Origin of the sequence: Hyphobacterium vulgare, assembly GCF_042643335.1 — a bacterium.
Classification (GTDB): domain Bacteria; phylum Pseudomonadota; class Alphaproteobacteria; order Caulobacterales; family Maricaulaceae; genus Hyphobacterium; species Hyphobacterium vulgare.
The window spans coordinates 20046-42727 of the sequence record NZ_JBHRSV010000026.1; the positions used below are offsets into that span (position 1 = coordinate 20046).

26 protein-coding genes are annotated in these 22682 nt (G+C 66.9%); 9 read left to right on the forward strand and 17 right to left on the reverse strand.

The annotated features are described in order from the left end of the window. Positions 1–99: 99 nt before the first annotated feature. Positions 100–246: a hypothetical protein gene (locus tag ACFOOR_RS11860; RefSeq protein ID WP_343165130.1), complete on the reverse strand. Its 147-nt coding sequence runs from the start codon at positions 244–246 to the stop codon at positions 100–102. Between ACFOOR_RS11860 and ACFOOR_RS11865 the strand changes: the two genes are divergently transcribed. Then, a complete protein-coding gene (locus tag ACFOOR_RS11865; RefSeq protein ID WP_343165131.1) occupies positions 245–1459 on the forward strand; it encodes a multidrug effflux MFS transporter in 1215 nt (404 codons plus the stop codon). The two genes, ACFOOR_RS11860 and ACFOOR_RS11865, sit on opposite strands and share 2 nt — an antisense overlap. Here the strand turns inward: ACFOOR_RS11865 and ACFOOR_RS11870 are convergent. Further along, complete coding sequence (locus ACFOOR_RS11870) at positions 1456–2355, reverse strand: 23S rRNA (adenine(2030)-N(6))-methyltransferase RlmJ (protein ID WP_343165132.1); 900 nt, start codon at positions 2353–2355, stop codon at positions 1456–1458. The two genes, ACFOOR_RS11865 and ACFOOR_RS11870, sit on opposite strands and share 4 nt — an antisense overlap. A 117-nt stretch (positions 2356–2472) precedes the next feature. Between ACFOOR_RS11870 and ACFOOR_RS11875 the strand changes: the two genes are divergently transcribed. The 4 genes from ACFOOR_RS11875 to ACFOOR_RS11890 all read left to right on the forward strand — a co-directional run bounded on the left by ACFOOR_RS11875 (position 2473) and on the right by ACFOOR_RS11890 (position 6245). After that, the gene (locus tag ACFOOR_RS11875) at positions 2473–3150 is read left to right on the forward strand and encodes a hypothetical protein (protein ID WP_343165133.1); all 678 of its coding nucleotides are present in this window, start codon (positions 2473–2475) and stop codon (positions 3148–3150) included. 38 nt (positions 3151–3188) lie between these two features. Next, positions 3189–3812, forward strand: coding sequence for a hypothetical protein (locus ACFOOR_RS11880; RefSeq protein WP_343165134.1), 624 nt, complete (start codon positions 3189–3191; stop codon positions 3810–3812). 62 nt (positions 3813–3874) lie between these two features. Further along, complete coding sequence (locus tag ACFOOR_RS11885; protein ID WP_343165135.1) at positions 3875–4687, forward strand: aminoglycoside N(3)-acetyltransferase; 813 nt, start codon at positions 3875–3877, stop codon at positions 4685–4687. Positions 4688–4742: 55 nt separating this feature from the next. Next, positions 4743–6245: a S10 family peptidase gene (locus ACFOOR_RS11890; RefSeq protein ID WP_343165136.1), complete on the forward strand. Its 1503-nt coding sequence runs from the start codon at positions 4743–4745 to the stop codon at positions 6243–6245. A gap of 378 nt (positions 6246–6623) precedes the next feature. On the opposite strand, the gene ACFOOR_RS11895 is transcribed toward ACFOOR_RS11890, so the two are convergent. From ACFOOR_RS11895 to petA, 9 genes are all read right to left on the reverse strand, one after another. Further along, the gene (locus ACFOOR_RS11895) at positions 6624–7280 is read right to left on the reverse strand and encodes a hypothetical protein (RefSeq protein WP_343165137.1); all 657 of its coding nucleotides are present in this window, start codon (positions 7278–7280) and stop codon (positions 6624–6626) included. 333 nt (positions 7281–7613) lie between these two features. Continuing rightward, positions 7614–8144, reverse strand: coding sequence for an adenine phosphoribosyltransferase (locus ACFOOR_RS11900; protein ID WP_343165138.1), 531 nt, complete (start codon positions 8142–8144; stop codon positions 7614–7616). Positions 8145–8157: 13 nt separating this feature from the next. Continuing rightward, the gene (locus tag ACFOOR_RS11905; protein ID WP_343165139.1) at positions 8158–8790 is read right to left on the reverse strand and encodes a glutathione S-transferase family protein; all 633 of its coding nucleotides are present in this window, start codon (positions 8788–8790) and stop codon (positions 8158–8160) included. 4 nt (positions 8791–8794) lie between these two features. Further along, positions 8795–9196, reverse strand: a complete 402-nt coding sequence (locus ACFOOR_RS11910; RefSeq protein ID WP_343165140.1) for a lysozyme inhibitor LprI family protein — start codon at positions 9194–9196, stop codon at positions 8795–8797. Positions 9197–9274: 78 nt separating this feature from the next. Beyond that, positions 9275–10009 carry a serine protease gene (locus ACFOOR_RS11915; RefSeq protein ID WP_343165141.1) on the reverse strand — a complete coding sequence of 245 codons (735 nt, stop codon included), beginning with the start codon at positions 10007–10009 and terminating at the stop codon, positions 9275–9277. A gap of 5 nt (positions 10010–10014) precedes the next feature. Next, positions 10015–10893 carry an S-methyl-5'-thioadenosine phosphorylase gene (locus ACFOOR_RS11920; protein WP_343165142.1) on the reverse strand — a complete coding sequence of 293 codons (879 nt, stop codon included), beginning with the start codon at positions 10891–10893 and terminating at the stop codon, positions 10015–10017. 107 nt (positions 10894–11000) lie between these two features. Further along, positions 11001–11867 carry a cytochrome c1 gene (locus ACFOOR_RS11925; RefSeq protein WP_343165143.1) on the reverse strand — a complete coding sequence of 289 codons (867 nt, stop codon included), beginning with the start codon at positions 11865–11867 and terminating at the stop codon, positions 11001–11003. An 11-nt stretch (positions 11868–11878) separates the two neighbouring features. Beyond that, positions 11879–13168, reverse strand: a complete 1290-nt coding sequence (locus ACFOOR_RS11930; protein WP_343165144.1) for a cytochrome b — start codon at positions 13166–13168, stop codon at positions 11879–11881. An 18-nt stretch (positions 13169–13186) separates the two neighbouring features. Then, complete coding sequence (gene petA / locus ACFOOR_RS11935) at positions 13187–13747, reverse strand: ubiquinol-cytochrome c reductase iron-sulfur subunit (protein ID WP_343165145.1); 561 nt, start codon at positions 13745–13747, stop codon at positions 13187–13189. A 171-nt stretch (positions 13748–13918) separates the two neighbouring features. Here petA and ACFOOR_RS11940 point away from each other — a divergent pair, with 171 nt between their 5' ends. Continuing rightward, positions 13919–14362 carry a tRNA (cytidine(34)-2'-O)-methyltransferase gene (locus tag ACFOOR_RS11940; protein WP_343165146.1) on the forward strand — a complete coding sequence of 148 codons (444 nt, stop codon included), beginning with the start codon at positions 13919–13921 and terminating at the stop codon, positions 14360–14362. 4 nt (positions 14363–14366) lie between these two features. On the opposite strand, the gene ACFOOR_RS11945 is transcribed toward ACFOOR_RS11940, so the two are convergent. Then, positions 14367–15857, reverse strand: coding sequence for a tetratricopeptide repeat-containing sulfotransferase family protein (locus tag ACFOOR_RS11945; protein ID WP_343165147.1), 1491 nt, complete (start codon positions 15855–15857; stop codon positions 14367–14369). A gap of 46 nt (positions 15858–15903) precedes the next feature. Continuing rightward, complete coding sequence (locus ACFOOR_RS11950; RefSeq protein WP_343165148.1) at positions 15904–16698, reverse strand: hypothetical protein; 795 nt, start codon at positions 16696–16698, stop codon at positions 15904–15906. 172 nt (positions 16699–16870) lie between these two features. Between ACFOOR_RS11950 and hemF the strand changes: the two genes are divergently transcribed. Continuing rightward, a complete protein-coding gene (gene hemF, locus ACFOOR_RS11955; protein WP_343165149.1) occupies positions 16871–17752 on the forward strand; it encodes an oxygen-dependent coproporphyrinogen oxidase in 882 nt (293 codons plus the stop codon). A gap of 79 nt (positions 17753–17831) precedes the next feature. Here hemF and ACFOOR_RS11960 read toward each other — a convergent pair whose 3' ends face one another. From ACFOOR_RS11960 to ACFOOR_RS11975, 4 genes are read right to left on the reverse strand one after another with little or no spacing between them, the layout of a single operon-like run. Then, positions 17832–19043: a CCA tRNA nucleotidyltransferase gene (locus ACFOOR_RS11960; protein WP_343165150.1), complete on the reverse strand. Its 1212-nt coding sequence runs from the start codon at positions 19041–19043 to the stop codon at positions 17832–17834. Then, positions 19040–19501, reverse strand: a complete 462-nt coding sequence (locus tag ACFOOR_RS11965) for a DUF6111 family protein (protein WP_343165151.1) — start codon at positions 19499–19501, stop codon at positions 19040–19042. Before ACFOOR_RS11965 ends, ACFOOR_RS11960 begins: the two co-directional genes overlap by 4 nt. Positions 19502–19503: 2 nt before the next feature. After that, a complete protein-coding gene (locus ACFOOR_RS11970; protein ID WP_343165152.1) occupies positions 19504–20112 on the reverse strand; it encodes an NUDIX hydrolase in 609 nt (202 codons plus the stop codon). Beyond that, positions 20109–20645 carry a DUF1285 domain-containing protein gene (locus ACFOOR_RS11975; RefSeq protein WP_343165153.1) on the reverse strand — a complete coding sequence of 179 codons (537 nt, stop codon included), beginning with the start codon at positions 20643–20645 and terminating at the stop codon, positions 20109–20111. Before ACFOOR_RS11975 ends, ACFOOR_RS11970 begins: the two co-directional genes overlap by 4 nt. 120 nt (positions 20646–20765) lie before the next feature. Between ACFOOR_RS11975 and ACFOOR_RS11980 the strand changes: the two genes are divergently transcribed. Together ACFOOR_RS11980 and ACFOOR_RS11985 are read left to right on the forward strand one after the other, a co-directional pair. Next, positions 20766–21770, forward strand: a complete 1005-nt coding sequence (locus ACFOOR_RS11980; RefSeq protein ID WP_380214645.1) for an AAA family ATPase — start codon at positions 20766–20768, stop codon at positions 21768–21770. Between the two features lie 9 nt (positions 21771–21779). After that, the gene (locus ACFOOR_RS11985) at positions 21780–22679 is read left to right on the forward strand and encodes a DUF58 domain-containing protein (protein ID WP_343165154.1); all 900 of its coding nucleotides are present in this window, start codon (positions 21780–21782) and stop codon (positions 22677–22679) included. The last annotated feature ends 3 nt before the right edge of the window (positions 22680–22682 follow it).

Here is a 22682-nt window from a genome sequence, read left to right on the forward strand (position 1 = left end):
GTAATGTGCGAAATTACAAGTTTGCATGGTGCGAAATTATAGATTTCGGACCTGCGAAACTCCAGATTCTCCGAAACACACCGCTACCCATCCCGCCATTCACCGCTGAACCGCGCCGCCTTCACCCCTGAAGCCTTGATCGATCCGGGCAAGAGGCGCATCTAGCCGGTCCGGGCGCATCGCGTCGTCCGACTGTTTCGCCGGAGACGCGCCGATGTCCCCTTCCCCCGCCAACCAGCGGCCCATGCCGGTTTCCCTCTGGGAGCTGATCGGCCTGATCGTGTCGATGATGGCGCTGGTGGCGCTGACCATCGACATGATGCTGCCGGCGCTGGGGCTGATCGCGAGCGATCTGGGCGTGGAAAACGCCAATGACCGGCAATATGTGATCTCGTCCTTCCTGCTCGGCTTCGGCGTGGCGCAGCTGGTCTATGGTCCGCTCGCCGACGCCTTCGGGCGCAAGCCGGTCTTCCTGGCCGCGCTCGGCCTCTATGCCATCGCCACGCTGATCTGCATCGCCGCGCCGAGTTTCGAGACGCTTCTGGCGGCCCGCTTCGCGCAGGGCTGCGCGGCGGCGGCGGCGCGCGTGATCGCGGTCGCGATTGCCCGCGACCTGACCAGCGGCCGGCGCATGGCCGAAGTGATGAGCATGGTGATGACCGTCTTCATGGTCGTTCCCGTGATCGCGCCGGGCCTGGGGCAGCTGATCCTGTTCGTTGCGCCGTGGCGGTGGATTTTCGTCTTCCTCTTCATCTTCTCTCTGGCGCTCGGCGCGTGGCTGACCTTCCGCCTGCCGGAAACGCTGCACCCGGAATATCGGCTGCCGCTGCGCCTGAAGCCGACGCTGCGCGCCTTCCGGGAGACGACGCAGCACCGGCTGATGCTGGGCTATACGCTGGCCGGGGGCATGTTCTTCGGCGGGCTCTACGCCTTCCTGAATTCCGCCGAGCAGATCTTCGCGGTGCATTTCGCGCTGGGCGAGGCGTTCCCGCTCGCCTTCTCGGCCATCGCCGGAGCGATGGCGGTGACCAGCTTTCTCAATTCCCGCCTCGTCGGGCGGATGGGCCAGCGGCGGCTGTCGCACGGGGCGCTGATTGCCTTCACCGCGATCAGCGGCCTGCATGCGCTGATCCTCATGGCCGGATTCGAGGCATTCTATCTCTACACGGCGCTGCTGGCCGCGGCGATGATGCTGCTGGGGCTGATCGCAGCGAATTTCTCGGCGCTGGCGATGGAGCCGGTCGGGCATATCGCCGGCACGGCGAGCGCGGCCTATGGCTTCGTCACCGGCGTTGTGGGCGGGATCATCGGCGCGGTGATCGGCCAGTTCTACAATGGCACCGGCCTGCCGCTGATCGCCGGGCAGGCGGTGATGGGTGCGATCGCGCTCGCCATCGTGTTCTGGACCGAGCGCGGCCAGCTGTTCGGATCCGGCGAGGAGGACGAGGCGGCGGCCTAGAGTTCGGCGCCGTCTTCCTCGAAATCCTCCTCCGCCAGTGCGCCATCGACGCGCCAGCCGGCCCCGGCCTCCTGCTTCAGCAGGTCGCATAGCCAGGGCAGGACGGTGACGAGGTCCGCTTCCAGGGTGAAGGGCGGGTTGACCACGACGACGCCGGCCCCGGCGAGCTTGCCCTCGGCCTCGAGGTCGCGGACCCAGAGATCGACACGGAGGACGTTCTCCGGCGTAGCGTATTCCTCGTCGAACAGCCATTCGGCCAGCCCGGTGTCGAACCGCTCCGCCGCCCACAAATCCTTCAGCGGCCGCCAGAAGATGTAGGTGCCGGTCGGCCATTTCGGCAGCGCGTCCTTGATGGCTTCGGCCATGTGGGCCATCTCGTCGCGATGCTCGAAGGGCGGGTCGACGATGACCAGACCGCGCTTTTCCTTCGGCGGCACGAGGCCTTCCATCGCGGCATAGCCGTCGCGGCGCTCCACCCGGATGCGGCTGTCGAGCGCGTAGCGCTTGTCGAGCGTCTTGGCGTCCGCCTCATGCAGTTCGCACAGATGGATGCGGTCATCCTTGCGGGTCAGGCGGCGGGCAATCTCCGGCGAGCCGGGATAGGCGGTCAGCGCCTTGCCGTCATTCATCGCACGGACGATGTCGAGATACGGTTTCAGCACAAGATCGACCTCGGCCGGGCGGTCGGCCTCGAGGATGCGGGCGATCCCGTCCTTCCATTCCGGGCTGCGCGTCGCCTCGTTGCCGGCGAGGTCGTAGACGCCGATCCCGGCATGGGTGTCGATCACCCGGTAGGGTTTCGGCTTCTTGTTCAGATGCGCGAGGCAGAGCGACAGGACGACGTGCTTGAGCACGTCGGCGAAGTTTCCGGCATGGAAGGCGTGGCGGTAATTCATGGCCCCCCTCTAGCGCCAAATCGCGGTGTCTGACCAGAGGCCGCGCAGCCCACCCGTTCAGGGGATCGACGGCGGCGCGGTTGCAGGGCAGATTTCGACCCGGACAGGGAGGATTGCATGATCGTGATTGCGATGGCCGCCGCGCTTCTGGCGCAGGAACAGACTCCGGACCCTGCTGCCGCCGAACAGGTGATGCGCAGCATGGAGGGCCTGCTGGACGAGGTGGACGAGGTTTCCGAAGAGCTGGAGGCCGATTCCGGGGCGGAGGGCACGGCGCGCGCCATCGTCCGGATGACCGAGGCGGTCTTCGCCAACTCGCCCTACCCGATCTTCTCCCTCGTCGATCGCGAGACCGTCATCGAACAGGCGACGCCCGCGATGGATACGCTGATGAATTATTCCGGGGGCACGCCGTCGGACTATTCGCTCGACTACGCCGCCAACGCCTTCCGCCTCAGCGAGGACGGGAGCTCTGAATACGCCTTCTGCGAGCGGGGCGCGGAGACCACCATCGTCGACGAGATGCTGACCGACCCGGCGGGGCACGAACTGAACTTCCGCATCTGCTGGTATGGCCGTATGGGCGAGGCGGAAGGCGAGCTGATCGGCAGCTATATCTATCAGCTCAGCAACGGGATCTATCATGTGCAATATCGCGGCGGCATCGCCGGGCCCGACGAGGCCGGGATCGATGAGCGCCTGCCGATGATCGAGGCGCTGATCGAACCGCTTGTGCTCCATACGGTGATCGCGCCGGGTGAAAATCAACCGCAGGCCGATCTCGACGCCGACTGACGATCCGCTAGGCTGCAGCCGAATTCAGGAGGTTTCCCATGCTCGCATCCCTCGCCCTTCTCGCCCTCGCGCTTGACACCCAGGACGCGCAGGACGCGCAGGCACCGATCACTCCGCCCGCCCAGGAAGAGATCAGCGCCGAAGCCCGTGCCGCGGCCTATGCCTATGCCGAACAGATCGCCGACTTCATGCAGTCCGTGATCGCGCAAGAGGCCGGCGGCCGCTACGTGCTGACCGGGACGGACACGCTTGCCACCGAACTCGCCGAGCAATTCGCCGTGGTGATGACCTATGGCGACGCCCCCGCCGGGGAATACAACATGGAAATGCGCGCAACCTTCTTTTCGGTGCCCGACGGGGCGACGCCGGAAGGCATGTATTGCGCCGAAGGCGTGCCCTCGACCATGGTCGACCAGCCGGTAGAGGACAGCGCCGGCAACACGCTGCGCTTCCGCGGCTGCTGGGGCGGCGAACAGGATGCCGAGACGGGCCGGCTCACCGGCGGCGTGATCTATCAACTCGACAGCGGCGGACATTACGCCCTCTACCAGGGCCTGATCGACGGGCCGGAGGAAGAGGGGCTGCGCGAGCGGCTGTCACTGCTGGAGCCGGCGATCGGCGTCATGGTCGCGCACACGGTTTTCGTGCCGGGCAGCGAATAGCCTCACCCCCGTTCACGCATTTGTGCGGTCACGTAGGCGCCAGTCCGGCTTAACCTGACCGCATGACCGCGACACGCGCCAGCCTTTCCGACGATATCGCCCGGCTCTCGCTGAAGCCGGGAGACCTCGTCATGGTCCATGCCTCGCTGCGCGCCATCGGCCCGGTCGAGGGCGGAGCGGAGAGCGTGATCGGCGCCATCCTCGACACGATCGGCCCCGAAGGCACGATGGTGATGGTGGTGGGGGTCGATCATTCCGCACGGGACGCCGTGAAGCACCTGCCCGAAGCCGAACAGGTCGAGGCGCTCAAGGCGCAGGCACCGGTCGACATCCGCACCGCGCCCGCCGATCCGGAAATCGGAGCGCTGGCCGAGGCGTTCCGAACCACGCCGGGCGTGATCGTCGGGCTGCACCCGGACTCGCGTTTCGCGGCGATCGGACCGGCCGCGGAGCGCATCGTCAGAGACATTCCCCTGCACGACTATCTCGGCCCGGACTCGCCGCTCGACCGGCTGTGCGACAAGCAGGGCAAGATCCTGCGCCTTGGCGCGGACGAGAACACGGTCACGGCGCTTCATCTGGCGGAATACTATGCCGGCGTTGCAGACAAGCGCCGCGTCCGGCGCTGGTACCACATCACGGATGACGCGGGATCGCGCGTCGTCCCTATCGACAGTCTCGACGATTCAGAGGGTATCGCGGCGTGGGACGGTGATTATTTCGGGGAAATTCTCAACGAGTTCCTGGCCAGCGGAAAGGCGCATTTCGGACGGGTCGGCCGGGCGCGCGCCGAGCTGTTCTCGGCCAATGACATCGTCTGTTTCGGGTCGAAATGGATGACCGCGCACCTGAATCCCAAGAAGCGGGCCAGCTAGCCCTGCGGCGGCATCCCCGATAGGTTTCCAACCGACAGACTTGGGGAGGATTGCCATGAAATTCTGGATCGCCGCGGCCATGGGTGCCGCACTCGCCGCCTGTTCGGCCGGTGCGCAGGAAGAGACGGAGACCGCCAACACCGGCGGCGCGCGCGTCTTCACCAGCGACGGCCAGGTGACAGCCAATGGCGAACGCATCCGCTACCGCGTCGTGGCCGGGGAGATGATCCTCAATGGCGAGGACGGCGAACCGAACGCGGCGATCTTCTCCACCGCCTATATCCGCGAGGGCGTCGGCGATCCGACGCAGCGGCCGGTCGCCTTCATCTTCAATGGCGGGCCGGGATCGGCTAGCCTGTGGCTGCACATGGGCGTTTTCGGGCCGCGCCGGGTCGTGCTGCCGTCCGACGCCACCGATGACGGCGCCCCGCCCTACCCGATCGTGGCCAACGAACATTCCATTCTCGACGTCGCCGATCTCGTCTTCGTCGATCCGGTCGGCACCGGCTGGAGCCATCCGGTCGGCGACACGGACACGGGCGAATTCTGGGGCGTGCGTGAGGACGCTGCCTCTCTGGGTGCCTTCATCCGCCGCTGGCTGACCGAGAACCGGCGCTGGAACAGCCCGAAATACCTGCTCGGCGAGAGCTATGGCACGACGCGGATCGCGGCGCTGATGAACGAACTTCAAGGCGGCTGGACGGATGTGTCGATCAATGGCGTGGCGCTTATTTCCACCGTGCTCGACTTCCGCTTCGACGACACGTCTGAGGGCAATGACATCGGTTATACCGGCCTCGTCCCCGGCTTCGCGGCGACGGCCTGGTATCATGGCAAGGTCGATCGCGGCGCGTGGAACAACGACCTCGAAGCCTTCATCCAGGATGCGCGAGACTTCACCTACGATACCTACATGCCGGCGCTGATGCGCGGCGTGTCGCTGCCCGAAGACCAGCGCCGGGCGGTGGCCGAGGAATTGTCGCGCTTCATCGGACTCGACGCCGACTATCTGGTCCGCGCCAATCTGCGGGTCTCGCTGTCGCGCTTCATGCGCGAGCTGCGGCGCGATGAAGGCCTTTCGGTCGGCCGGCTCGACAGCCGCTATACCGGCATGGAGCCGGACGGCGTCGGCGAGGACCCGGACTATGACCCGTCTGCCTATGGCATCGACGGGGCCTATACCGCCGCCATGCTCGACTATTTCACGCGCGAGCTGGGCGTCGACATCACCGACGAATATTCGGTGATCGACATTCCGACCGCGGTCGGCTGGGACCGCTCCACCGGACAGGGCCCGGCCTATACCAATGTCGGCCCGTGGCTAGCCCGTGCGATGCGGCAGAATTCCGATCTCGATGTGCTGGTGGCGCAGGGCTATTACGACCTCGCCACGCCTTTCTTCGGGGCGGAGCTGATGTTCAATCAGCCGGGCTTCGACCCGGAGCGCGTCCACTTCCGCTACTACGAGTCCGGGCACATGATGTATATCCACGAACCCTCGCTGGAGGCGGTGGCAGAAGATGTACGCGAACTGATCCGCGGCGAACTGGAGGGGTAGGATCCGGTTTTCCCTTCTCCCCTTTCGAAGGGGGAAGGTGCCCGCTTGGCCCCGCGAAAGCGGGGCAAGGGCGGATGAGGGGTTCTGCTCCGAAAACCAATCCTAATCCGGGGTCCCCATGAAAATGCGGACCCGAAGTTGGCACCCGGTTTCGGATTCCCGCTTTCGCGGGAACCCCGGAGAAAGACAGATGTTTCACCCCACCCCAGCCCTCCCCTGAAAGGGGAGGGAGTCACGCTGAGCCATTCCCCCTCCCCTTGGGGGAGGGTTGGGGTGGGGGTGTTCACGGGGTCCCCATGACAATGGGGACCTGAAGTTTTCACCAAGCTTCGGGTTCCCGCGTTCGCGGAAAACCCATGTCCGAGATACGGGAAGACTCTACCGGGCCTCCCTGACCCGATCGCAGAGCAGCCAGGCGAGGAAGGCGAGCAGGGTGTAGACGCCTATCACATAGGGTCCGGCGACGGCCGGATTGGTGGGCGGCGTCGAGGCGTGGCTGATCCAGTAAGTGACCACCAGCAGCGCGAACAGGATGACCGGGCCGATCCGCCCGAACGTCCCCCTGGCACGCGTGGCGGACATGTAGACGAGCCAGCCGGCGGCCAGCACACCGAATTCGAGGATCAGTGTGACCGGCACCGAATTCCACAGGCCGAAACCGACCGAGGGACCGCCCGGCCAGAGTGGCAGGTCGGGCACGTGGACAAGGAGGTCGGCGAGCCAGTGCGAGAACACCGCCGCGGCGATCACCAGTCCGCCGGCCAGCTTCGACCGCTTCGCGATACCCGCCCAGACAAGGCCCAGAACTGCCGACCAGACCAGCGCCATGACGAGGCTGTGCGACCATGGCATGTGGTAGAGGTCGAACGGGCTCATCGCGGTGAAGCCGGGCTCGACGCGGACATGCTCGATGCCGAGCGCGATGAAGGCCCCCCAGAGATAGTCGAGGAATTGCACCGCGACGAAGAGCGCCCAGAGCGGCACCGGCGCGAAACGCGGTCCGGCGAGCGCGGGTCCGTAATGTCCGACGAACATGGGCAAGTCTCCCGGTTGGTTGGGTGGGAGCGTACGCCTGTTCGTCACCCTCGCGAAGACCGCGCTCAATGACCGCCCTTTCGACGCTCCCCGGTTTCGCGAAGCGAAGACCGGGGTCCAATCTGGATCCCGGACCGGCTTCGCCGTCCGGGAAACGTCAATCAAGATGGTGATGGGGTCCCCATGTAAATGGGGACCTGAAGCAGGCACCTAGCTTCGGATTCCCGCGTTCGCGGGAACCCCGGAGAGAGTGAAGGAACGCTCACCCCACCCCGCTCCCGTCTTGCTTACGCAAGCCGCTCGCGTCCCTCCCCTTCAAGGGGAGGGATGAGGTTATTCCCCCTCGAAGGCCACGAGGCTGGCGACGGGGACGCCCATTTCCTCGATGCGTTTCGCGCCGCCAAGGTCCGGCAGATCGATGACAAACGTGGCGCCGACCACGTCCGCGCCGGCCCGGCGCAGGAGGTTGATTGCAGCCTCGGCGGTACCGCCGGTGGCGATCAGATCGTCAACGATCAGCACGCGGTCGGTCTCGTCCACGCCGTCGACATGGATCTCGATCGCGTCGGAGCCGTATTCCAGTTCGTATTCCTCGATCAGCGTGCGGTGGGGCAGCTTACCCTTCTTGCGGATCGGCGTGAAGCCGACCGAGAGCTGGTGCGCGACCGCGCCGCCGAGGATGAAGCCGCGCGCCTCGATCCCCGCCACCTTGTCGATCTTGGCCCCGGCCCACGGCATGACCATCTGGTCGACGGCCGCGCGGAAGGCGCGCGCGTCCTTCAGCAGCGTCGTCACGTCGCGGAACTGGATGCCCTTTTTCGGGTAGTCCGGAATCGTGCGGATGGCGTCGCGGATGAAATCCATGTCTCGGGTTCCGTCAGTGGAAGGGCGCGTCGAAGGTCTCGGCCAGACCGGCCGTTTCCCAGGCGCGATAATCGGTGTCCGACAGGAGCAAGTCCACATAGGCCTGCGCCGCGTCCGGCAGATCGATCGCATAGGTTCGGAAGCGGGTGGCGACCGGGGTGTAGAAGGCGTCGGCGATCGACCACTGACCGAACAGGAAACCGTCCCCACCCCTCGGGCAGGCCGCCCACATCGCCAGAATGGTCTCGATGTCCTGCCAGGCCTGAACTGATACGTCCGTGCCGCCCACCGAGCGCTGCAGGTCCATCGACAGGTCGCGGCGCAGTCCGCCGAAGCCTGAGTGCATGCTGGCGGTCACGGCGCGGGCATGGGCGCGCAAGGACGGATCGGACGGCCAAAGCGACGGGGCCTGTTCGGCGGCCCATTCGCAGATGGCGAGGCTGTCCCAGAGGGTCAGCGCACCGGCCTGCAACACCGGCACGGTGCCGGCGGGCGACAACGCCTTCAGCGTTTCACGCGTGTCGGGCTGGTCGAGCGGAATGAGGTTCTCGGTGAACTCGATCCCGGCCTTCCTCAGCGCCAGCCAGGGGCGCAGCGACCAGGAGGAGAGCCGCTTGTTGCCGATATGGAGGACGGGTTTCGTCACGGGATCAGTAATCCGTCAACTCGGCCGCGCGGGCGCGGGTCAGCGTCACCAGGCAATCGAGCCGTTCGTCATCGCCGTGGTCGCCGAGCAGGAGCAGCGAGGCGCGGCGGGTGCATTCGGCATCGCGATAGGCGATCCACGCCGAATGGGCGGCTTCCAGGCTGGTCACGGCATCGGCCGCCCCGGGCATGTCGAGATCGATCTCGCGGGCTTCCTCGCGGGCGGCCGCGAGCGCCGCGTCGAGCCCGGCTTCGGCCGCATCCAGCAAACCGTCGAGGCAGCGGTTGCGGGCACCGGAATCGGTCAGGTGTTCGGCGCACTGGACGGAGGGGCGGTTGTCACGCTCCAGCGGCGGCGGCAGGTCGGCCTCCTGAACGGAGACGAGCGCGAGCATGAGTGTCAGCATCAGGGCGTCCTCGGAAGGTGCGTCGGGAAGCGTTTGGTAGACCGGGGCGGCGGCAGCGTCCACCCGGCGGCGCGGCGATCAGCGCAGCGGCTGGCTGGCCTCGATACCGCGCCGGATCATGGCGTCGAAACCGTCGCCGACCCCGCGGGCAATGGCCCGCTGTCCCGGACCGGCTCCGCCGGTCAGGCGGCCGACATTGATCGCGATCACTGCGATCTCGCCGTCGACACGGGCGATGATCGGCGCGCCGGACAGGCCGCGCCGCGAACCGCAGGTATGGGTGTAGATCAGCCGCCCGCCGTCATTGACCCGGTCGGAGCGCTCGAGATGGCAATCTGGATTGGCGAAGTCGCGCCCGACCATGGCGACCGGCACTTCGCCCCGGACGGTGTGGATCTCGCGGACCGGCAGACGCACGGCAGGTCCGTTGAAGGGTTGCGACGTGACAACGACCGCCCAATCCTCCCACGAAGAGGCCAGGGTCGGCGGGTTGAATGTGCGGATCACCCGGTAATGCGCTCCGTCCGGCCCGACCACAAAGCAGTTGTCGTGCGAGGCATCGCCATACTGGCCGACACCGTGTGCTGTGGTGATGACGACCTCGCCGCGGCGCTCGTCGGCCGGGTTGTCCGACCGGATCACCACACCGCTCGACACCCAGGCGCGATCGGTGTTCGGAATGCGGCAATACACCGAGACCATGGCGGCCGCGGCCTGGTTCACCTCGGGCGCGGCAAGCGGCGTCCAGGACTCGGCGCGCGCCGGCGCGGCGGTGAAACACAGGGCGAGAAACACGAACAGACGAACCAGCATGGAGGTCAGCGCGCCAGCGCCCTCCCCGCCACGGCGGCGAGCCGGGCCATGAGTTCCGCGTCGCGCGCATCGGGCGCGGTCAGGATCGCGCCGTCGAGCGCCGTTTCGGCACCGGACGGCGACGGCGTGCGCGGCAGCGCCGCCAGCGTTTTCGCCAATGCCACGACGAGGCGCCGGGCCTTGCCGGTATTGGCGTGCATCACTTTCAGGATGGATTGAACGTCCACCGCCGCCTCCCCCCGTCGCCAGCAGTCATAGTCGGTGACCATGCAGACCGAAGCGTAGGGCAGCTCCGCTTCGCGCGCCAGCCTCGCCTCGGGCATATTCGTCATGCCGATCACGTCGCAGCCCCACTGCCGGTAGAGATAGCTTTCGGCGCGGGTGGAGAATTGCGGCCCCTGCATCGCCAGATAGGTCCCCGTGCGATGGGTGCGGGCGCCGGCGGCATCGGCCGCGTCGGCGGCGAGGCCGGCGAGGCGCGGGCAGACCGGATCGGCGAGACCGACATGGGCGACGCAGCCGGGGCCGAAAAAGCTGCGCTCGCGCCCCGACGTGCGATCGACATACTGGTCGACGAGGACGAAATCGCCGGGCGCATAATCCTCGCGCAGCGAGCCGCAGGCCGACAGCGAGAGAAGGTCGGTGCAGCCGAGGCGTTTGAAGGCGTCGATATTGGCGCGGAAATTGATCGCGTCCGGCGGGATGCGGTGGCCCTTGCCATGACGGGGCAGGAAGCAGAGCGTCACCCCGGCGATCTCGCCAATGGTGAAGGTGCCTGAGGGTTCGCCCCACGGGGTCTCGACCCGCTCGGAGCGGACGTTCTCCAGCCCCTCGATCTCGTAGAGACCCGATCCGCCGATGATGCCGAGCGTCCAGCCGGTCATGCGCGTCCTCCCCCTCCTGTTCAGTCTAACGCCCTCTCGCCGAAGCGAAAATGAAAAGGGCCGCGGTGGATGCCACCGCGGCCCGGTTTCGTTGCTTGGGACAGAGCCTAGTGCTCGACCCGGCTCCAGACCTGCTTGTAGGCGAACCACAAGAGGACGGCGAAAACGAAGAGGTAGATGAGCACCATCAGACCCGTGCGGTTCCGGTCCACGCGGTGGGGATCGGACGCCCAGGCCAGGAAGGTCACGACATCCTCGGCCATCTGTTCGGTCGTCGCCTCGGTGCCGTCGGCATAGGTCACGATGCCTTCCAACAGCGGCGGCGCCATGGCGATCTGACCGCCCGGGAAATACTCGTTGTAGTAAAGACCGGGGCGCACATCGAGGCCTTCCGGTGCCTCGTGATAGCCGAGCAGGAGCGAGCGCACATAGTCCGCGCCGCCCGAACGCGCCTTGACGATCAGCGACAGGTCCGGCGGATAGGCACCGCCATTGGAGGCACGCGCCTGCTGCTCGTTGGCGAAGGGCGAGGGCCAGCGGTCGGCCGGCACGCCCGGACGCTCGAACATGTCACCGGCGTCGTCGGGACCGTCCGTGATCATGTAGGCCGAGGCGATCTGGCGGACGACCGGGTTGTCGTTGGGATTCTCGTAGCAGAGCGGTTCGGCGTGGTGGCCGTCTTCGGCGTGCGCGTCCGGATCCGGGAAGCAGGTAAACGGACCGGAACCTTCGCCCAGATTGCGGAAGCTGATGTGCTCCAGCGCGTGACAGGAGGCACAGACTTCCTGGTAGACCTGGAAGCCACGCTGCAGTTGGGTGCGCTCGAACGTGCCGAACGGCCCCTCGAACGTCCAGGCGTGATCCTCGGGCGCATGCTCCCCGCCAGGGGCTGCCGCTGCCGGAGCCGCGGTCAGGAATGCCGCACCGATCAGGGCACCGGCGAGGACGGCAAGATTACGGAAAAGCGTGTTCATCTTGCCCTCTCCTATTCCGCAGGCTGCGCGGTGGCAGACTTGTTGCCGAGAACCGCGGCCTCGATGCTCGCCGGACGCTCCTTCGGCCGTTCCGTGAAGCCGAGAACCGGCAGGATCACGAGGAAGTAGGCGAAGTAGTAGAGCGTCAGGATCTGCGCGAAGGTCACGAATTTCAGCGGCGTGCCGAGAACCGGATCGTCCGGATTGTTCGCACCGCACCAGCCCAGGCACAGGCAGACGACCATGAAGATCAGGAAGAACCAGCGGGCCACCGGACGGTAGCGCATCGAGCGCACCGGCGAGGTGTCGAGCCAGGGCAGGACGAACAGGATGGCGATCGCGCCGAACATGGCCAGAACTCCGCCCAGCTGGGCCGAGATCGGGCCGATGTCGAAGGTGATGGCGCGCAGGATCGCGTAGAAGGGCAGGTAATACCATTCCGGCACGATGTGCGACGGCGTCACCAGCGGGTTCGCCTCGATATAGTTGTCGGCGTGACCGAGCGCGTCGGGCATGTAGAAGACGAAGGCCGCGAAGATCATCAGGAAGACGACGATCGCGAAACCGTCCTTCACCGTGTAGTACGGATGGAAGGGCAGCGTGTCCTTCTTGGTTTTCACCGACACGCCGGTCGGATTGCCATTGCCCGGAACGTGCAGCGCCCAGATGTGCAGGATCACGACGCCGGCGATCACGAAGGGCAGCAGGAAGTGCAGCGCGTAGAAGCGCGTCAGCGTCGCATTGCCGACCGAGAAGCCGCCCCACAGCCATTCGCGGATTCCTTCACCGACCACCGGCAGCGCGCCGAACAGGTTGGTGATGACCATCGCGCCCCAGTAGGACATCTGGCCCCAGGGAAGCACGTAGCCGAGGAAGCCGGTCGCCATCATCAACAGGTAGATGACCACGCCGAGGATCCAGAGCACTTCGCGCGGCGCCTTGTACGACCCGTAATACAGGCCGCGGAACATGTGGATGTAGACGGCGAGGAAGAAGAAGGAGGCGCCATTGGCGTGCATCGACTGGATCAGCCAGCCGAAGGGCACGTCGCGGCGGATGCGCTGGACACTGTCGAACGCCATGGAGACGTCGGCCGTGTAGTGCATCGCGAGCACGACGCCGGTGATGATCTGGATCATCAGGAAGATCGCGAGAATGCCGCCGAACGTCCACCAGTAGTTCAGATTGCGCGGCGTGGGGAAGTCCACGAAGGAATCCCACATCAGGCGCGCGATGGGCAGACGGGAGTCGAGCCAGCGCTCGATACCGGTCTGCGGTTCGTAAGTCGAAGGTCCGCTCATAATCCCCTCGCGCTCCCCTTAGCCGATCACGACGATGGCCGGATTGGCCTCGTCGGCGCGCAGTGGCGGCACCGGAAGGTTTTCAGGTGCCGGGCCGCGGCGAATGCGGCCCGCCGTGTCGTAGTGCGATCCGTGGCAGGGACAATACCAGCCGTCATAGTCACCGGCCTCACCCAGCGGCACGCAGCCGAGGTGGGTGCAATTGCCCTTCATGATCAGAAGGTCTTCGGTGTAGCGGCGGTTCTCGTCCGTCGCCGGCGCATCGTCGGCGAGGTTCTCGTTGCGCGCCAGGCTATCCGGCAGCGCGCTGATGTCGACGGTCAGGGATTCCTGGATTTCCGCCTCGGTCCGGCGCCGGATGAAGACCGGTCCCCCGCGCCACATCACGGTGATCTGCTGGCCGGTTTCCACCGGCGAGGTATCGATCCGGATGGAGGCCAGGGCGAGCGTATCCGCCGCCGGGTTCATCTGGTCGATGAATGGCCAAAGGGTGAGCGCACCGCCCACCGCTGCCGCGCCGCCTGCGGCGATATAGATAAAGTCGCGGCGGGTGGGTTCCTGCCCGTGCTGGTCCGTCACTGCCGACCTCTTTTCCTTGTCACTAGCTCCGGAAACGGCCGCTTCCGGATGCCCCCGCTTGACGCGCTGTCGAAGCGCGGGGCTTGTTCAGCGCAGAAAATAAACCCGGTCAAAGGGAAGGCACAGCGGCACACCGCCGCAGGCGCAGCCCCGACCCCAGCGCGGCTTAAAATGCGGATCGCTTTTTTTCAACCGGATATTCCGCAGAATGTCGGCGCGGCGATACGCCTTGCGGCCTGTTTCGGCACCCCGCTGGACCTGATCGAACCCTGCGGATTCCCCCTGACGGCAAGGGAAATCCGCCGTGTGTCGATGGATTATGGCGGTCTCGCGGACGTGACGCGGCACGGCGGATTTGCCGCATGGCAGGCCGCTGCAGGCGGCGCACGCACCGTGCTGATGACGACACGGGGGGCGACTTCACTGTGGGATTTTTCCTTCCGGCCGGACGACCGGATCCTGCTCGGGCGGGAGAGCGCCGGCGTGCCGGAGGAGGTGCATGACAGCGCCGATGCGCGGATCGTGATTCCCTTGGCCGAAGGGGCCCGTTCGCTGAATGTGGTGATGAGCGCTGGGATCGCGCTGGCGGAAGCGATTCGCCAGACGCGCCGCTGACGCCCTATTCCGCGAAGTCGATGCCCTCGGCATGCAGGGCGTCACCCAGCCCCTTCGTCACCGGCAGATAACGCTTCCACGCCCCGACCGACTTCGCCGAGATCGGCTGACGCACCTGTGCGAAACTGGCCGTGGCCACGGTGCGGTCGTGTTCGTGGAAACGCCGTGTCGCGGGATCGTCGTCGAGGCCGCAGAAGGCCAGGATGCGCGCGATCTCGGCGTCGGGATCGGCGACGAGGTCTTCGTAGATCACTTCGAGGATCCGCCCCGGGAAGAGCGCGGCCCAGTGCTGCATCAGCATGTCGTAATCGGCGAGGAAGGCGGCGATCGCGACCGGATCGTAGCTCCAGCGATTGCCTTCCGCGAACAGCGTCCGGTAGGCCGACCAGGCGACGTCCATCGGATCGCGGCGGCACCAGATGAAGCGCGCGCCCGGCAGCGCCAGAGCGGCGAGGCCGAGCCGGTTCACGTTGTAGAGATTCTTGTCGACCCAGCGCTGCGCCGGTCCAAGCCGCGTCTCGACATCGGCGAGATAGCGCTGGCCGAGCCCCGCCCAAGCCCCCTCGCCCTTCGTCTCGAGCCACCGGCTCAGGGCACCGTCGGCCTGAACGCCGAGTTCCAGCGAGGCGAGCCAGAACAGCTTGTGTTCTCCGCCCGCGGTCACGTCGGGGTGGGCGTCGAGGATGGACTCGACCAGCGTGGTGCCCGAACGCGGCGGGCCGAGCACGAAGACCGGGCGGTCGTCTGCCGCCCCCTTGCCCGATTGCGCCTTGACGAAGTCGGGGGTGAACAGGCCCATCAACGCCCGCGTAAAGCGGTGATTGGCGGCCGGATCATAGGGCTCGATCGCCTTCATGAAGCCGGCGCCTTCGGCGGCGCGGCTAGCGCTCAGCGCGTATTCGCCGAGATCGTCATAGGCCTTGGCCAGGGCATAGGAGACCGCGGCGGCATGGCGGTCGACGCGGCCGCCCTCGAGGATGCGGACGCGCTCGGTTTCGAGCTCGATCAGGTTGTTGTCACCGCGCACGACCGGGCCGATCCCGGCCAGTTCGGTGCGGGCGAGCCAGTGCTTCGGCTGGGTTGCGATGACGCCCTGAAACCGCGCGCGGGCCTTGTCGAAATCACCGGCCAGCTTGGCGGCAAATCCGGCCTCGTAGGCGAGTTCGTCATCATCCGGCGCGGCGCGGCGGATCGATTCGAGGATGTCGCTGGCTTCGGCGGCACGGCCGACATTCTGCAACAGACCGGCATAGAGCCGCCATTGGCGCGGATCCTTGCCGTCCTCGTTGCACAGGCGTTTGGCCGCCTTCGCCGCGGTGTCGAAATCGAGCAGTTCGGCGGCCATCATCGCCGGGATCACCCAGTCGGTCCCGAGTCTCTCGTCCGCCGCAACGATCCGGCGAACCAGATCGATGCCCGCGATGCGGTCGCCGCGGGCGCAGGCGGCCTCGGCTTCGGCGAGCAGGGTGCGGGCGTCGGTCTGTGCGTGCGTCATGGCGGCGGACACTAGCCAGAGCCGATGCGGCGGGCCAGACGGGCTGTCAGTTCTGCGTCATGCCGATCCGGATGATCAGCGCCGCGTCCTCGTGGTCGAGCGTGGCCTCCATCAGGCGCAGCATCACGGCGCAGGCGGTCGCATAGTCCTCGTCAGCTTCAGGTGACGTACCGAAGAAGAAGCGGAAATCCGTGCTGTCGAACTCCGAGCCGACCGTCATTCCCACTTGTGCCTGAGCCGCTTCCGCCCGCGCGCGATCGAATTCGACGATCTCGTCCCCGGCATGGCGCACCAGAACGGTCATGACGTTTTCGAGCGCCGACATGTCGGCATACTGATCGATCCGGGCCATGTCCTCGATCGACACCGCCGACGGATTGATCTGGCCGAAGAACATCGAATAGCAGATCCGGGGCTGACCCTGAAGTTGACGGCCAACCCGGTAGGTCTCGCGGTAGAAGCCGATCAGTTCGGCGTCGCCGGCATAGGGCGCGAATTCCGCAACGGCCCGGGCGCCGAGTTCTCGTCCCGCCTCAGCCGCCTCCAGGGTCGCCGCATCGCGGCCTCCGCGCTGCCAGGCCGCCTCGATCCGGCTGCGCAATTCCGGCACGACTTCGGGCCGGGCCTCGGCATAGGCCGCGAGGACGGGCTGGGCGAGCAGCGCCGCCTCGATCTCCTCTCCGGCACCGGGACTGGTCTGCTGCCGGATGGCCGGACCGATCACCGGTTCGATGTAGGGCGGCAGGACATAGATCGCGGCCATCACGCACACCACGGTGACGATGGTCCGCACGACGCCGGCGGCCCGGCCCGCCATCATGCCCAGTATCCAGCCCAGCAATCCTCCCGCGGCCCCGCCTAAAGCGCCCGCGATCCCCGCGACAATTACCCCGCCCCAATCCATCTCATCCCCTCCGAACCCAGCCTGGCGGCATCAGGGCCCAATAGGGCGTCCTGCACAAGTTTCGATTTTGCGTCTGGACAGGCGCGGCGCGGCCTAGCAAGGGAAGGCCATGAACGGACACGATATCGACACCCGAAAGCAGACCGCGCGCGCCTGGTTCGAGGATTTGCGCGATTCCATCTGTGCCGCGTTCGAGCGGCTGGAGGACGAGGCGCCGGCCACGCTCTACCCCGGCACGGCCGGACGCTTCGAGCGCGAGACCTGGACGCGCGGCGACGGGTCGAGCGATCAGGGCGGCGGCGTCGCCTCGATGATGCGCGGGCGCTTCTTCGAGAAGGTCGGCGTGCATTGCTCCACGGTCCACGGCGAGTTCTCCGAGGCCTTCCGGGCGCAGATCCCGGGCGCGAGCGAGGATCCGCGCTTCTGGGCGTCGGGCATTTCGCTGATCGCGCACATGCGCAATCCGCATGTGCCTGCCGTGCACATGAATACCCGCTTCATCGTGACGACCCAGGGGTGGTTCGGCGGCGGCATGGACCTCAACCCGACGCAGGACGCGCAGCGCCGCGCCGACCACCCCGACACCGTGGCCTTTCACGCCGCCGCGAAGTCGGCCTGCGACGCGCACGGCGCGGATTACTGGCCACGCTTCTCGAAATGGTGCGACGAGTATTTCTGGCTGAAACACCGGAACGAACCGCGCGGTACGGGCGGCATCTTCTATGACCGGCTCAATACCGGCGACTGGGCGGCGGATTTCGCCTTCACCCAGGATGTCGGCCGCGCCTTCCTCGATGTCTGGCCGCGCATTGCCCGGTCGCACATGGGCGAGGCGTGGACGCCGGCCGACCGCGAGGAACAGCTGATCCGCCGCGGGCGCTATGCGGAGTTCAACCTCTTGTACGACCGGGGCACGAAATTCGGACTGGAGACGGGCGGCAACGTCAATTCCATCCTCTCCTCCATGCCGCCGGAAGCGAAGTGGCCTTGATAATTTGACCGTCACCCCCGCGCAGGCGGGGGTCCAGATTGTCTGTTCCTCTGGATTCCCGCCTTCGCGGGAATGACCCCTAGAGGGAAGCCAGCAATTCATTCCGCGTCAGCGTAAACCGCGACTCGACCCAGCGGTCTTCGAGGCCGCGGAGCGTATCTCCGAATTCCGGGCCCTTCTCCACGCCGGCGGCGAGCAGGTCGGCGCCGGTGACCGGGAAGACCGGCGGGGTGAAGCTGCGGGCATGCGCGAGTGCGCCGCCCCAGCCTTCGGGCGGAGTGTCCATCGCCGCGAAATTGAGTGAGAGGCGGTCGGCAACGGCCTCGTTTCCCTTGCGGTAGACCTGTTTCTCGATCCCGGCGCGGGTCTGCCAGCCGGCCGACATGTCAGCGGCGAAGTCCGGATCGAGCGCGGTGCGCAGCCGGTCCTTCTCGGCATTGGACATCTTCATGCCCTGCGCCAACGTCTCGCCGGCCGCGTCGTCCGGGCAGAGGGCAAGGAAGCGCAGGAAGGCGTCCGCCTCACCCATCTCCACCAACCGGTCCAGCCGTGTGCGATCAAGCGGACCGTAGAGCGCCGTCATCACGTCCGCCTCATCCATCGCGGCGAGCGAGGCGCACGGGTCTTCGGCGGCGAGAAGCTTTTTCGTTTCCTTCCACACCCGTTCGGCGGAGAGGTGGGCGAGGCCGTCCTTCATCGCGGCGCACGCCGCGAGCGCATCCGGGTCCGGCTCGCCATGGCCATACCAGGCGAAGAAACGGAAGAAGCGCAGGATACGCAGATAGTCTTCGGCGATGCGGTCCTCGGGCCGTCCTATGAACAGGATGCGGCGATGCAGCGCGTCTTCGACACCGGTCTGGTAGTCGATCAGCGTGCCGTCCGGCTCGGCATAGATGGCGTTCAGCGTGAAGTCGCGGCGCCGCGCGTCCTCGGCCCAGTCGGTGGTGAAGGCGACGGTGGCGCGGCGGCCATCGGTCGAGACGTCGCGGCGGAGCGTGGTGATCTCGAAAGGCTGGTGATCGGCGACCGCGGTCAGCGTGCCGTGCGCGATCCCGGTCTCGTGTACGGCGATTCCGGCGGCCTTCAGGGCCTCGGCTGCCCGTTCGGGGACCAGCGTCGTGGCAATGTCGATATCGTCGACCGGCTGGCGCAAGAGCGCATTGCGCACGCAGCCGCCGACGAAACGGGCAGAGCGCGGCTCGGCGGCTTCCAGCGCAGCGATCACAAGGCGGGTGGCCGGGGCCATCAGCCAGTCATGCTCGTCGGGTTCCAGCCGGTCGGGTGAAATCATTGCGGATCGTCAGTGGGGGTCCCGGCCGGATTCTCAGCCGGATTCTCTGGAGGGGCGCCGATCTCGGCGTCGTCCGGCAGATCGGGCTCGGGTTGCGGGTCGGCGTCCGGGGAATCGAAGGCGCCGGGATCTTCATCGGTTCGGGTCGCCGCTGCGCCAAACGGACGGTCCGGGAGGGACTGGCGTTCCTGTATCTCGTCGGTAAACCCGGAATGCTGGACGCGGCCGTTTTCGAAGCGGGCCGGAACATAGCGGCCATCCTGCGGGCCCCCGCGCTCGCCGACCAGGACCAGCGCGACGAGGCCGATCGCGGCGAGCAGGCCGCCGACCACGCCGAGCAGCACGCTGGGCATGGGCCGGGGATTGTCCGGCACGGTCCGCTGCAACAGTCGCCACGCCCCGTAAAGGGCGAAGGGCGTCAGGAAAAGAATGATCTCGATCAGGGTCAGTCGAAGCATGGCTAGTCATACAGCCTTTCATGCAGGGCCCGCAGCATGCCCGCTGTTGCGCCCCAGATATACCGTCCTTCCCATGGCATGGCGTAATAGCGGCGCATCCGGCCCTGGAATTCCCGTTCATGGGTCTGGTGATTGGCGGCGTCCATCAGCCAGTCGAAGGGGGTTTCGAACACGTCAGCGACCTCGCCGGGATCGGGCCGCACGACGAAGCCCGGCTTCACGATGCCGACAAACGGGGTGACGTGAAACCCGGTCACCGTCTCGTAGCTGTCGAACCGGCCGACCAGATCGATAAGGTCGGCCGTGATGCCGATTTCCTCGCGGGTTTCGCGCAGCGCCGCCTGGGGCAGGGTCTCGCCCGGCATGGCCCGGCCGCCCGGAAAGGCGACCTGGCCGGCATGTGCGGCCAGGTGATCGGCGCGCAGCGTCAGGATGAAGCGCGGCGGCCCGTCATGCAGGACGATCGGGGCAAGCACGGCGGCGGGGCGCAACGTGCGTTCCGGGAAGACGACATCATTGAGGTCGTTGTCGCCGCGCCGCGGTCGCGCATCCTCGCCCTCGACCGGATCGAGCTTCGATTGCAGCAGGTCGAGCAGGCTGCGTGTGCTCACGCGACCCACCCCAGTTCGAACGTTTCTCCGCTCGATTCGATGGTCAGCCGGTTGCCGTCCTGCTGCGCCATGTCGACCAGTTCATAGAAGACCGGCCGTGTGATCAGCGCTTCCAGCCGGCCGCGAATGATCACGAAGGGCGTCGGTTCGCCGGTGTCCTTGTCGATCTCGACGCGAATCGGGTGATCCGGACCGGCCTCAGCGAGGTCGCCGAGATTGGTGGTGAAGATCAGGACTGGCCGCCCATCGCGCTCGGCCCGGTCGACCCGCACCGCCAGGAAGGGGGCGATTTCGACCCGGACGGCCTGCTTTTCCACCGGCGTCACGAGATAATGAACGCCATCGTCATCTTTTCGCAGGATTGTCGAAAACAGCCTTACCAGACGGTCGCGGGTGATGCGCCGTCCGTCATGCCACCACGACCCGTCCCGCCGGATTTCCATGTCCATGGTGCCGCAGTGTGCGGGATTCCATTTCTCGACCGGGGGCAGGCCCTCGCCCGCCGCCGCGGCGGCGTCGAGAAGCGACTGCATTGCTTTTCCGTCATCCGGCCTTACGGACATGGACACTCCGCACGCCCGCGTCCATTCTCCGGCGCGAACGGGGCGTGCGCCTCTGTTACCAATCTCACCACCTGAGTCAGGGAGCCCAGTGTGCCGAGAAAAGCTGTGAATTCAAATGGCGCCGATGTGGTGAAAGCCGCCGACAAGGCAACCGAACGTCTGGCCGAGGTGAAAGCCTCGATCGGGCAGGTGATCTACGGGCTCGACGAGGTGGTCGAATTGTCGCTGGCCGCGATCCTGTCGGGCGGTCACGCCCTGCTGGTCGGCGCGCCGGGTCTGGCCAAGACGCGGCTGGTGGAAACCATCGCGATCGCCACCGGGCTCGACACCAAGCGGATCCAGTTCACGCCGGACCTGATGCCGGCGGACATCCTGGGTTCGGAAGTGCTCGAGGAAAGCGAGGGTGGCAAGCGCTCCTTCCGCTTCATCCCCGGCCCGGTGTTCTGCCGGCTGCTGATGGCGGACGAGATCAACCGCGCCAGCCCGCGTACCCAGGCCGCCCTGTTGCAGGCGATGCAGGAACACCACGTCACCGTGGCGGGCGAACGCCACGACCTGCCCCAGCCCTTCCACGTGCTGGCCACCCAGAACCCGATCGAGCAGGAGGGCACCTACCCGCTGCCCGAAGCCCAGCTCGACCGCTTCCTGTTGCGCGTCGACGTGCCCTATCCGAGCCGCGAGGCCGAGCGCGACATCCTGATGGCCACAACCGGCCCGAACGATGCCAAGGCCACCAAGGTGCTGAGCGCCAAGGAAATCCTTGAAATGCAGGCCCTCGTCCGCCGTCTGCCGGTCGGCGAGAAGGTCGTCGAAGCGATCCTCGACCTGCTGCGCCTCGCACGGCCCGACGTGTCGGAGGAGAAAGATGTGCAGATGGGCGTCAGCTGGGGTCCGGGGCCGCGCGCCGGCCAGGCCCTGATGCTGGCCTGCCGCGCCCGCGCGCTTCTGCAGGGCCGCCTGGCCCCGTCGACCGAAGATGTCGCGGCGCTGGCCGAGCCGGTGCTGAAACACCGCATGGCGCTGAGCTTCGCGGCCCGGGCCGAGGGCATGACGCTGGAAAGCCTGATCGGACGGCTGGCGGCGAAGGCGGCGTAACGCAGCCACATGGCCTCTCCCTTCACCCGGCATGACGACTCGGAAAAGCTGACCCGGCTGAGACAGGCCGGAGAAGAGGCCGCGCGCCCCTTCCCCGAATTGCTGGCCGATGCCGAGCGGATTGCCGCATCGGTGGCGCAGGGCGTCCACGGACGCCGCCAGCGCGGCACCGGGGAGAATTTCTGGGAGTACCGCCATCACCGGCCCGAAGATGGCGCGGCGGCCGTCGACTGGCGAATGTCGGCGCGGGCGCAGCGCCTGTTCGTGCGCGAGAATGAGCGCGAGGCGGCGAGCACGGTGTGGCTGTGGCGCGAGGCCTCGCCCTCGATGATGTTTGCCTCGTCGAATGTCCTGCCGCTGAAGGCCGATCGCGCGGCGGTCTGCCTGATCGCGCTGGCGGCGCTTCTGACGCGCGGCGGAGAGCGCGTCGCGGTGCTGGGAGAGTCGGAGCGGGCGCGCACCCGCGCCCTAGGCCTGGAACGTGTCGCCGTCCGGCTGGCGACCGGACCGGGGAGTACGCAATCGGTCGAGGCGCCGAGCCTGGCGCGCCACGGCACGGCCGTTCTGGCGAGCGATTTCCTCGACCCGATCGAGACCTGGTCGGCACGCCTGTCACGGTTTGCCGCCTTGCAGGCGCACGGCGTCCTGTTGCGTATCGTCGATCCGATGGAAGAGGAATTCCCGTTCAAGGGCCGTACGCGTTTCGAGGCCCCTGCGGGCCAGGACAGCCTGTTGTTCGGACGCGCCGAAGAGGCGGGCAAGACCTATCGCAAGCGCTGGGCGGAGCATGGCGAGGCGCTGACCGCGCTGGCCCGCCGCACCGGCTGGACGCTCGTCACCCACCGCACCGACCGGCCCGCGACGCAGGCCGTGCTCGCCCTCTATCGCGCGCTGGCGCGGGAGGCGTGACGC